This is a genomic window from Streptomyces sp. NPDC040545, from assembly GCF_055595065.1.
On the sequence record NZ_JBVIWA010000003.1, the window covers coordinates 73623 to 84703 of the forward strand.

The 11081-nt window shown below is 70.6% G+C and carries 9 protein-coding genes and 3 pseudogenes; 7 read left to right on the forward strand and 5 right to left on the reverse strand.

All coding sequences use genetic code 11. The annotated features are described in order from the left end of the window. Positions 1-387 precede the first annotated feature (387 nt). Positions 388-783: pseudogene (locus ACZ573_RS08355) on the forward strand (GmrSD restriction endonuclease domain-containing protein); the annotation flags it as partial. Here the strand turns inward: ACZ573_RS08355 and ACZ573_RS08360 are convergent. Then, positions 672-1799 (reverse strand): YncE family protein, encoded by a 1128-nt coding sequence (locus ACZ573_RS08360; RefSeq protein ID WP_471300847.1) that lies wholly within the window; start codon positions 1797-1799, stop codon positions 672-674. The pseudogene ACZ573_RS08355 and the gene ACZ573_RS08360 sit on opposite strands and share 112 nt — an antisense overlap. Before the next feature lie 154 nt (positions 1800-1953). After that, a complete protein-coding gene (locus ACZ573_RS08365; RefSeq protein ID WP_301363839.1) occupies positions 1954-2487 on the reverse strand; it encodes a GNAT family N-acetyltransferase in 534 nt (177 codons plus the stop codon). Positions 2488-2636: 149 nt separating this feature from the next. Here ACZ573_RS08365 and ACZ573_RS08370 point away from each other — a divergent pair, with 149 nt between their 5' ends. The 4 genes from ACZ573_RS08370 (at position 2637) to ACZ573_RS08385 (ending at position 5936) form a co-directional block, all read left to right on the forward strand. After that, a complete protein-coding gene (locus ACZ573_RS08370) occupies positions 2637-3227 on the forward strand; it encodes an ATP-dependent DNA ligase (protein ID WP_471300849.1) in 591 nt (196 codons plus the stop codon). Positions 3228-4122: 895 nt separating this feature from the next. Continuing rightward, the gene (locus ACZ573_RS08375) at positions 4123-4398 is read left to right on the forward strand and encodes an isoamylase early set domain-containing protein (protein ID WP_471300852.1); all 276 of its coding nucleotides are present in this window, start codon (positions 4123-4125) and stop codon (positions 4396-4398) included. Positions 4399-4950: 552 nt separating this feature from the next. Then, positions 4951-5352 carry a cofilin family protein gene (locus ACZ573_RS08380; RefSeq protein WP_471300855.1) on the forward strand — a complete coding sequence of 134 codons (402 nt, stop codon included), beginning with the start codon at positions 4951-4953 and terminating at the stop codon, positions 5350-5352. 230 nt (positions 5353-5582) lie between these two features. Beyond that, entirely contained in the window at positions 5583-5936 is a 354-nt protein-coding gene (locus tag ACZ573_RS08385; RefSeq protein ID WP_471300858.1) for a PRC-barrel domain-containing protein, read from the forward strand. 874 nt (positions 5937-6810) lie between these two features. On the opposite strand, the gene ACZ573_RS08390 is transcribed toward ACZ573_RS08385, so the two are convergent. Both ACZ573_RS08390 and ACZ573_RS08395 read right to left on the reverse strand, forming a co-directional pair. Then, on the reverse strand, positions 6811-7635 hold the full coding sequence (locus tag ACZ573_RS08390; RefSeq protein ID WP_471300861.1) for a nucleoside-diphosphate kinase: 825 nt from the start codon (positions 7633-7635) through the stop codon (positions 6811-6813). A gap of 120 nt (positions 7636-7755) precedes the next feature. Continuing rightward, positions 7756-8853, reverse strand: coding sequence for a MerR family transcriptional regulator (locus ACZ573_RS08395; RefSeq protein ID WP_471301755.1), 1098 nt, complete (start codon positions 8851-8853; stop codon positions 7756-7758). A gap of 67 nt (positions 8854-8920) precedes the next feature. On the opposite strand from ACZ573_RS08395, the pseudogene ACZ573_RS08400 reads away from it, so the two are divergent. Together ACZ573_RS08400 and ACZ573_RS08405 are read left to right on the forward strand one after the other, a co-directional pair. Beyond that, positions 8921-9235 (forward strand): annotated as a pseudogene (locus ACZ573_RS08400) (zinc finger domain-containing protein); the annotation flags it as partial. 208 nt (positions 9236-9443) lie between these two features. Further along, positions 9444-10196, forward strand: a pseudogene (locus ACZ573_RS08405) (recombinase family protein); the annotation flags it as partial. 530 nt (positions 10197-10726) lie between these two features. Here the strand turns inward: ACZ573_RS08405 and ACZ573_RS08410 are convergent. Further along, positions 10727-11081, reverse strand: a 355-nt coding sequence (locus tag ACZ573_RS08410; protein ID WP_471300864.1) for a hypothetical protein, incomplete at its 5' end; no start/stop codon positions are given.

Here is an 11081-nt window from a genome sequence, read left to right on the forward strand (position 1 = left end):
AGCGAGAGCCACTGACAACGCCCGCCGGAGGGCCCTTGGTAGGTTGATTGTCCGGTTCTGGGTAGTGTCTGCGGGACAGCGTGCGGAGCGGTACCGGCTCGGGGTGGGGTTATGGGACGTCAGATACGTGTGCCGGGTGCGGTGCTGGTGGCGCTGCTGCTGGCCGCCGCCACCGGGTGCGCCGGTCCGGCCGCGCCGGACGGCGGGGATCCGAAGGCGTCCGCGCCCGCGGGTTCGCCGTCCACCGCGGCGCCGAAGTCCCCGGAGTCGCCGGACTCACCGGGCGGCGACGCCAAACCGGCCGGTGGGGACGTACTGCCCGGTATGGTCACCACCGCTGTGGCACGGACCCAGTTGGCGGCGCTCAAGGTGGCGCCGGTGGGCACGATGGCCGGCTACAGCAGGGACAAGTTCACGCACTGGGCGCAGCAGGGCAACAAGTGCGACACGCGTGAGGTGGTCCTGAAGCGCGACGGCACCGAGGTCACCCAGGACGCCGAGTGCAAGGCCGTGTCCGGCAACTGGAGGAGCCTCTACGACGGGGTGACCGTCACGGACGCGGGGAAGATGGACATCGACCACATGGTGCCGCTCGCCGAGGGCTGGCGTTCCGGCGCGGCGGGCTGGGACTCCGCGCGGCGCAAGGCTTTCGCCAACGATCTGACCCGTCCTCAGCTGCTGGCCGTGACCGCGGCCTCGAACCGTTCCAAGGGTGACCAGAGCCCTGACCTGTGGCAGCCGCCGGACAAGGCGAGCTGGTGCCAGTACGGGCGGGCCTGGACCACCGTGAAATCCACGTACGGACTGACCGTGACCGAACCGGAGAAGAAGATGCTCACCACGATGCTGGACACCTGCGCCTCATGACGCGGCCGCACCGGTGGCAGGACGAGGTGCTCGCGGGACCGGGCGGCGCCATGACCGACGAGGTCGGCGTGATCACCGGTCCGCTCACGCTGCGCACCACGGTGTCGGCCGGGGACCTGGTCCGGTTCGAGGTCCAGTACGAGGACGCCGACGAGTGGTACACGCTCACCGGGAGCCCCCGGCCCCACCGAGGCGCCCCGGCCGCCCTGCACGCCGCCGCCCTCGCGGCGATCCGCGCGGGCGGCGGGGCGCAGGCTCCGGCCTGAGATGTGCGAGGGGCCCCTGCCGTCACCGGGCCGCACCGTGCCCGTGCCGACCACCAGGATCCGGCCGTCGGCCGTGACGGCCGCGCCGTGCTGGTGGGTGTCGGCGGTCATGGCTTCGATCCGGGTCTGCCCGGTCCGCGGGTCGACCCCGGCGAGCCGCTCGCCCTCGAAGGGGAACAGCACTCTTCCGTCGGAGGGGCGTACGACGGCGTAGTGCGGCTTGAGCCAGGAAGCGAGCCCGCCCTCGGTGCCGTAGGGGGCGACCTCGATCCGGCGGGGCCGCAGTGCGCCGGCCGCGACGACGGTGACGTCGAAGGAGTCGTGGCCGGTGACGTAGACCTCGGCGCCGTCCGGTGACACGTCCACGTCGAAGGGCCGCCGGCCCACCGGTACGAGGGCGGTGACCTCGCTCTTCGCCGTGTCGAGGACCTCCAGGACCCTGCCGTCGCCGGGGACGTCGACCCCGGCGTAGGCGTGCGCGCCGTCTGGCGAGAGCGCGATGCCCATGCCGCCGCCGCGGTACTCGCCGTCGGTGACCGGGCCGGTCGCGGTGCGGTACGGGATCAGGGCCAGCCGTACGCGGGTAGCCGGTCGTGCGCGTTCATGGTGTACCTCTCGGCTCCGGGCGGGGAGGGCCGGGTACGTCCTCCCGCTCCCCCGGTCCATGCTCGCCGCGCCGGAGCCCCCGCCGGGTCCGACCGGCGGACGGAGCGTGCGGGCGGTCCGGAGGACCCCGGGGTCGGCCGCTCGGATGATGCGCGTCCGCCGCGCGGGGACCGCGGGACGGTTCTCAGGCCCCTCGGGACCTCAGGCGGACCCGTCAGGCCTCGTACTCGGTGAGGTCGATGCCGTGGACCCGCACGGAGGTCCCGTAGCGGGGGTCGGTGGTGTCGCGTTCCATCACCATGCCCAGTTTGCGGATCACGTTCTCGGAATCGGTGTTGCTCATCCGGTTGATCGCGACGACCCGGTCCAGGCCGCGGTCCTGGAGTGCGAACTCCAAGGTGGCGTGGGCGGCCTCGGAGGCATAGCCCTGGCCCCAGTACTGGCGGCCGAGCCGCCAGCTGATCTGCACGTCCGCCCGGGCGTCCGGCAGGTTCTCGAGGACCGAGAGGCCGACGGCTCCGATGAGCTCGCCGGAGCCGAGGAGCTCGACGGCGAAGAGCCCGAAGCCCTCCTCGTCCCACTCCTCCTCCCAGCGCTCGATCTCCTCGGCCGTCTCGTCCAGATCGAGGGTCTCGCCCTCGCCGATCCAGCGCATCACCTCCGGGTCGGCGTTGATCTCCGAAAGGGGGACGAGGTCATCGTCGGTCCAGCGGCGGAGGAGGAGTCGGGGGGTAAGGATCTCGGTCATGCCCACATCCTGCCGAATCTCCGCCGACCAGCGGTAATCGGCCGTTGCGGCAGTGTGGCGGGTCCGTGGACATCGCCGCGGGAAGGTTCCCGCAGCCCGCCCCGGGCCCCTGCGGTCCGTGGGAACCGCGACCGAGGAGTGCTCCTGCCATGCCCCTCGATCTGTCGGACGAGAGCCGGTACGACCGCACGCGCCTGCGGCAGTGGGCGGGCGGCCGCGCCCGCTCCGCCGGAGTGGACCGCCGGGATCTGCTGAAGCTGTTCGCGGTGGGGGCCGCCGCCGTACCACTGGGCGTGGCCGCGGGCGGCGGCACGGCCTCGGCCGCGCCGGGCCTGCCCGTCGCCGATCCGGTGCCGCGCACCGTCATGACGTTGCGTCCGCCGGTGGAGCCGATGCTGGCGCAGGCCGTGGAGTCGGTGCCGGGCCCCGGCGTGTTGGGCGAGCTGGCGTTCGAGCAGAAATTCGACGGCTATCGGACCCTGCTGTTCACCCCCACCGGGCCGGACGGCGCCCTTCTGCTGCAGATCCGGCGCGGATCGCTCATCCAGGACCGGTTCCCCGACCTCGTCGCCGCGGCGGACGAGCTGCCCGACGGCCTGGTCCTGGACGGCGAGCTCGTCGCATGGGACACCAAAGCAGGCCGGCTGTCCTTCGAGGGACTGCAACGCCGCACCGCCGCAACAAACTCCGCCGCCGGAATGCCACGGAAGCGATCATCGGCGCGATCACCGGCACCATGATCCGACCCCAGCTCCTCCTCCTGGGCCGCCGCGACGCCTACGGCGACCTCCGCACGATCGGCCGCCCAGCCCCGCTACGAACCGAAGCGGCGCGTCTGGTCGGCGGCAACGTCATCGCGGCCGATGCCGGACACCCCTGGCAGGGGCGGCGGTTCGCATCGGCGTGGGGCAGCCGGGATCCTGAACGTGACCCTCGTACGCCCCGAGCTGGTCGCGGAGACCAGCGCCGACACCACTGTCGACCGAGGCGGCGTCTTCCGGCACCCGGTCCGCTTCAAACGGCTACGCCTGGACGTGACCGTGGAGGAGGTGCCGCTGTTCAGTGCCGGCCCGAGCGCGCCACCGGGTACAGGGGTCTGGGTGAGCACCTGCGCGGAGGGGGAGGTGGGGCAGGTGCTCACGGGTGACGGCCGCGGGCCGCTCAGCGCGCCGGCCGCCGTCTCCAGCCTAAGTTCCCGAGGTGCGGAGTCGCATGTCAGTCGTGGTGCTTGGGGCGAGGCGAGTTCGATCCCTCGCCAAGGGAGCCGCCGACCGGGCAGTCACCCCAACGTTGTGTCCGTTGGGCACCGTCAGGCGGCGCCCAGAGTGGGCCGGTGTGACCCTCACCCGAGGGCCTGTCGACGGGTGGGGCCCGGTGTGCCGGGTGGGAGGCGCACAGACCGGGTCCCGCCCCAGTCGGCGCCTGCCCCGGACAGGTCGCCGTATGCCAGTCGAGCGTTGCCGTACCCGTTCCGGCCGCGCCCGGAGGCAGGAGCCTCGGACGTGCCGAGTCGGCTTGGTTCGCATGCCGGGCGGGTGAAGGAAGGCCCTGCCACGGCCGTGTTCCCGGGCCGGCGGATGGTGTGGGCCAGATGATGGGGCGCGACCGCCCGCCCCTGCCACCAGGAGTCATTCCGTGCTGGAACGCAAGCAGCTCAAGGACCGCACCCAGGTCACGTTCGTCCTGCCCGCCGACACGCCTCCCGGCCCGGTCAGCGTGGTGGGTGACTTCAACGACTGGCAGCCCGGCACCCACACCCTGATGCCCCGCAAGGACGGCTCCCGGGCGGTGACCATCGCCCTTCCCGGCAAGAGCGTGCACTCCTTCCGCTACCTGGCCGCGGGCGACTACTGGTTCGACGAGGACCAGGCCGACAGCCACGACGGGATCAACAGCCGCCTGCACACCTGATCCGAACCCGCCTGCCCGACCCCCAGCTCGGCGACCAGCCCTCCCCGCCGACTGAGACTGATCCCGTCCAAAGGGCCCGCCCCACCGGGCGGGATCGGCGAGATGTCCCGGCGATGGGCGTCCGGACAGGGCCCCATCGCCGGGAGACCGCCACGCGGGATGCGGGGGGGGGGGCGAACAGCGCGGCAGACATGTGAACGCCGCATCGCCACGGCGGTCACCGGTCTCGACAAGGCTCGGCAGGCGGCCCCGGGACGCAGACCTGCGCACCTGGAGCAGTTCGCCTGCACCCGGCGAGCGGGCGTGGTGGGATCGGCGGGTGAAGGATCCCTTTGGCTGTGACGCGCCGGCTCTCCTGGCGTGCTCCGGGACAGCGGACCGTGCGGCGGCGCGCCGCGCTGTTGCTTCCCGCGCCGTCGACCCAGGAGATCTCGTGTTGCTGCTGGACATGCTCGGCCTGCTGCCCGAGGCCGGCCCGAAGCCGTCACACCCACCGGGGTGGAAGGCTGACCCCCCGGCTGACCCCCAAGCCACGAGCGACGCGAGGTTTTCGTGAGCAGCCCGATCAGCCTGACGGAAGGCAGCCGCGATGCCCTCCACCACCTGAGGCAGAGACGGGAGATCAATACCGTGATCCTCCGCTTCGCGGAGACCCCGGGTGTGCTGACGCCGGAGCTGGAGGGCAATCTGACCCATGACGAGCTGGTTTCGGCCCTGCCCGCGGACCAGGCGCGCCTGGTCGTCCACGAGCTGTCCTTCGCCACCCCGCAGGGCGCACGCCGACAAGAACCGCTGCTGATCCTCTGGATGCCGGCAGAAGCCGAAGCCGAGGAAGAGGCCTACACAGCCGGCTACACCCTCCTGAAGGAGTACCTCCCGGACGTCCACGTCCACCTCACGGCCAGACGACAAGACCAACTGGCATACCAAAGGCTCGTCACCCTCGCCGGCTGAGGACCCGTGGCAGTCCACAGCGCCACTCGGCGCCCTCCCCGCCGAACTCACGCCCACGCCGCCGATATGCGTGAGCGCGCCTGTTCGATGACACGAGCGAACCGCTCGACGCGTCGCGTTCGGGAGCCCGCGCGCGGCAGGCAGCGGAGTGGCTTTCCCGTGCTTGGGTTTTGCGTTCGGTGCGATCCGGTCAGGTTGTCCGTAGTCATTGACAACCGAAAGGCGTCGCTGTGAACGGGTTCGACATCTGGGGGTACCACCCCAACGCGGGATACCTGCGGGGCACCGACATCGTCGGCTACAAGGTCGAGGCCACCGACGGCAACATCGGCAAGATCGACAAGCATTCCGAGGATGTCGGCGCCTCCTACCTGGTCGTGGACACGGGGGTGTGGATCTTCGGCAAGCATGTGCTGCTGCCGGCCGGGACCATCGAGCGCATCGACATGATCGGGGAGACGGTCTACGTCAACCGGACGAAGGACCAGATCAAGGACGCCCCGGAGTACGACGAGGCCAAACAGGCCGGCGAGTCCAACTACCTGGAGCGGTTCGGCCAGTACTACGGCCGGCCCCACATGTAGAGGGTGGAGGTGGTCAGGGGCGGCCGGTGGCTCCCGCCCCTGACGGCCTGTCTTGGTGTCGGCCGCGTGTATGACGGCAGCCTGCGGCTCCGCGCGTGGGGAACGCCGCACTGCTCGGGGACGACGGTTTTCCCGCGAGCCCACCCCAGGCACCGTGTGGGTGCCGTCATCCGGAGGACACGGCCACGCCTCGGCCCGTCGTTCACGTCGGCGGCCTGTGGCCGGGCGTACAAGAGGAGCCCCCGAAGAATGCAGGCCTTGGGCGGCCTGCCGACCGTGTGCGGGTGTGAGTAGTTGCGGTACAGAAAGTGCCGCTGAATTTGATCATGGTCGGCTAGCACAGGGGACGCGGCTGCCGCTGGGTTTCACGGAAAGGCCGCCGGGCGGCTGTTGGCGCTGGCTACGGTCCGCACCGCGGCCGGTGACCGGGCAGCCGCTGTCGCCCCGCACCGTCGCCGGTTGGATTCTCCGGCGGCCCACGGCACTGTCCGAGGCCGAACAGCTCCAGCTCAAGACTGTCTTGGCTCGGTGCCCCGAGCTGGACGCCCTGACCCGGCACGTCCGCTCGTTCGCCGTCATGCTCGCCGAGCGCCAGGGCGAACGGTTCCCGGGACGGCTCGACGCGGTCCGCCAAGACGACCTGCCCAGCCTGCACACCCTCGCCGCCGGCATCGAACCGCGACCGGGACACCGTCATCGCAGGACTCGCCCTCCCCTGGAACTCCGGCGTCGTCGAAGGCCATGTCAACCGGATCAAGATGCTCAAGCGCCAGATGTTCGGCCGCGCAGGTTTCCAGCTCCTTCGCGAGAGCGTCCTACTAGCGTGACTGAGCGGCGCTGTACCGCGAACGCCGAGGCCAGCAGCGATCAAGGCTCACGGGGTGTCGGCGCACAGCGTCAAGTGACGCAGCGTCGTGTATGTGAGGTATCCGTGCCATGTGTCCACCGCCGGAACCTGGCGGGCGAACTGCACGTAGGAGGTGTTCCCGTCCAGCACTCCCGTCAGCACTTCGCCATCCTCGCCTCCGGCTCGCTCTGCGGCGCGAGCGCAGGCCATCAGGGCGGCGCCGACCGCCGGGTGGGACGGGCCGTGGGAGTCGGCAGGCCAGTCGATGGGCCGTACAACCTCCGGTCCCAGCCAGGCGGCCAGGACGTCCGCCACACTGCTCCACAGCTTGAACGGGCGCAGTAGGTGCGGGGTCTGCGCTATTCCATCCGGTCTGGCACCGTTCAGTCCGAGGAGTTCATCGAGAGGGCGGTCGAAGAGGGCCCGGGCGTCCCGGTCGAGGTCGTCGGTGCTGTTGGTTGCGTGAACCAGGTTGAAGACGGGGTTCAGGGCCCCGAAATCGCCGCGCAGAGTGCCCGGTCGGGCCCGGTGGGGAAGGGCATCCCCTGCGTGGCCCGCGAGCTCGGCTGCAGCCGACCTTTCGTCCGAGGACCGGCTGTCCTCCCGCTCCAGGAGCAAGGCGTGCGCCGGCCCCAAGCCGTAAAACACCTCGCTCAGCTGCCGATCGATCCGGCAGCCGACGTGAGTGTCCGCGTCAAGGATGAGCTGGTGCTCCGGGCTCAGGATCAGCTCCAGGAACCCGCGCAGCTTGTAGCCGCGGTCGCGTGTCCAGAGGGAGATGAGCCGAGTGAGGTGCTGGGCCACTCCGTCTGGCTTGACTATGAGAAGGGCGAAGCGGTCCGGTTCGATCAAGGAGGACTCCTGTGCGAGCACGATCTCACGGGGCGCTCCGACTGTACCTGGAGCCCAGGCCAAGCCAATCCGTTACTCAACGTGGCTATTTCAGGGAAGTTGAGCCGGACCGGTGCCCATTCAAGCTATGAGCAGGCGGAGGCCGAGGTCCGCCGTGTCGAGGTGGGCGAGGTCGCTGTTGCGCTCAGCCCACCGGCCGGAGTCGAGGTCGTCGCGGAGGCCTCGCACCGCCCGCTGCTCGGCGTCCGGCCCGACCCTCGTCCACACCGACATCGCACGGCGGACGTGCTCCTCCAGATACGCCCCCGGTCTGCGCCAGTACGCCTCGAACAGGCCGTCCGTGCAGTCCCACGGGATGGGCACCGGCTCAGCGCGGGCGCCGATCGCGTCGGCCATCCCCGCAAGTGAGGGAAATTCTGCGAGGACGGTGGCGAACTCGGGCAGGTAGTCGCGGGTAAGCCAGAACCGGTCCTGCCATCCGGGCTCGTCGGTGTCGAACGTCAGCACCACCACGCGGCGGGCCACGCGCCGCATCTCGCGCAGCCCCGCTATCGGGTCCCCCCAGTGGTGAACAGTGGAGACGGCCATCGCGACGTCGAAGGAGTGGTCCTCGAACGGCAGGCTCTCCGCGGCGGCGGCCACGCACGGCGCCGCGCCGGCAGGCCGCTGACGCCGCATGACCTCCGACGGCTCCACCGCGGTCACCTCGCGATCAGCCGGCTCGTAGGAGCCGGTGCCGGCCCCGACATTCAGCACCGTCCGCGCGTCCCCGAGCGCGTCCAAGATCTGCGCTGCGATCCGCGGCTCGGTACGCCGCGTCGCCGTGTAAGCGCCGCCGATCGCGTCGTACAGCCGTGCACCGAGCATCCCCAGTTGCTCCTCCGGTGTCACCTTCAGTCCCCTCGCCCGTGCCTCAAGTTCCCTGTCAATGGCCGCCACCATGGCGTCAGCACGATCACGCCGCTCCAGCAGCAGGCCACGCAGTCGGCGCAGGTGCGCGACCGCGTCGGTGGACGAGTCGCCGACCAGTTCCGCAACCTCCCGCAACCCGAAGCCCAGCCGCCGGTAGGCCAGCACTTCCCTCAGCCGCTCGACGTCACCCGCCGAGTAGGCCCGGTACCCACCCGCGGTCCGCGCCGACGGACGCACGAGCCCGATCTCGTCATAGTGATGCAGCGTGCGGACGCTCACGCCGGCCAGCTCGGCCACGCGCCCCACGGTCCAGTGATCTTCCACGGCACCGACTATGCAGCCTGACGTCACGTGAGGGTCAAGAGCCGCACTCATGACCCGCAAGAGCCGACGCGGAGCCGTAGTCGCACGCCGCGTTACTGTCAGAAACAGTCCTTTGTGCGAGCAAGATCAAACGCGGGGTCCGGCGGACGTGAAGCGCCGTTCCGCTTCGCAGAACTCGTCCTCACTCAAAGTCGGATCGGGGGCACTTCTGCGAATCGTTTGTGACAGCATCCGGGTCCTGACGGTCCCTCAAGAAGCCTTCCCGAGCGACGCGGACCACGTCGAGCGCCACCCCTGCCCGCGCTGCCGGGCCGAACCCGGCTCAACGTGCCGCCCGCGCTCCGGCGCGGTCGCCGACACCTACCACACCGGCCGCTTCACCAAGGTGCCCAGGCTCGCCAAGCTGCTGCGCGTACCCACCCCCGCCGACCGCGGACCCGGTCAGCCGTGGCGCCCCGGTCCCGCTCGCCCTCGCGCCGGACACCCCGACCTCCGACATCCGCATCGGGTAGGCCCGGTGCTCGACGCTCGCCCAGGAACTCCAGTCGCAGCTCGACGCCCTCGCCAAGCACGGCATCCCGCGCAACAAGGTGTTCTCCGAGAAGATCAGCACCCGCGTCCGGGTCCGCCCCCAGTTCGAGGCCGCGCTCGCGCTGGCTCGCCGGATCAAGGCTCACGCCCCGCACCGCCGGGTCATCTTCACCGAGTACGAGATGAAGCGGCTCGGGCGCGACGCCGCTGAACTCACCGCGCTCGCCGACCACCTCACCGCCCACGGCCTGGTCCTGGAGATGCTCGCCGGGCCGCTGCCCGGGATGTACGACCCGAGCGGGCCGGGCCGTCTGCTGTTCGGATTCTTCGCGGCAATGGCGGAGACCGAGCGGGAGAACATCCGGGAGTCGACCCTTGAAGGACTCGACGCGGCGGCCCGCAAGGGCAAGCACGGCGGCCGGCCGCCCGTCATCACCGAGGACATGCTGCACACCGTGCTCCGCCGCCGGGCGAACGGCGAGTCGCTCGAACAGATCCAACCCGACATGATCCCTGGCGGAGGGCATCTACTCCTGTCGTTCAGCCGCGGACAGACCTCAGGAGCGAAGGGCGAGCAGCCCGAATGCAGGCCCATGCGCCAATTGAATGAAGTGCGGCGACATGCGCTGTCAACCGTCGGCGTTGAATCGGGTCCCGGCACACTGCTGCTGGCACGACTGCGCAACGGCTTGGGCGCTCATTCATGCCGTCCGGCGTGTGGTGTGGCATGCCCATGTGACCCGTCACCCCCCTCGGCGTATCAGTTTTCAGCCTGCGGAAAGGTTCCGTCATGAAGCGTCAGTCTCTTCGCAGATCGTGGGTCCGGGCCGTCACTACGCTCGCGGCGTCGGGGACTCTTGGCTTGCTTGTCAATCTCGGTTCGTCAACGACCGCTCCGGCCAACGCGACAGCTATGTCCGTCGACTACTCCATCGGTGTGCCAGGCTCGAACGGTGCCGTGAGTGCCGATTTCGAGCCCCGCCCACCGCGGAGGGCCGATGACGACGGTGGCCACGGTGGTGACAGTGGCCATGGTGACGAACCAGGTGGGCATGGTGACGAACCAGGTGGCCATGGGGACGAACCAGGCGGGCATCGTGACGAACCAGGCGGCCATGGGACGGGCAATGACGCGCCTCATGAGCACCCGCGCCCGCACCCCCACCCACCAGGCCCCCAGGGCTCCCAAGGCAACCAGGGCACGCAGGGCACGCAGGGCACGCAGGGATTCCAGGGCACGCAGGGGTTCCAAGGCACGCAGGGGTTCCAAGGCACGCAGGGATTCCAGGGCACGCAGGGCAGCCAGGGCACCGGGTCCCAGGGCTCACAAGGCAGTCAGGGCTCCCAGGGCAGTCAGGGGTTCCAGGGCACGCAGGGCAGCCAGGGCACCGGTTCCCAGGGCAGCCAGGGCGGGGCAGGCCCGCAAGGAAGTCAGGGCAACCAGGGCGGTCTCGGGGCGCAGGGCAGTCAGGGAGACGCCGGCCCCCAGGGAAGCCAGGGGACCGCCGGAACCCAGGGCAGCCAAGGCAGCCAGGGCGGTGCCGGGGCGCAGGGCAACCAGGGCAGTACCGGCTCGCAGGGCAGTCAGGGCGGGCTCGGCAGCCAGGGCAACCAGGGCAATCAAGGCGGTCTCGGGGCGCAGGGCAGTCAGGGAGACGCCGGCCCGCAGGGAAGCCAGG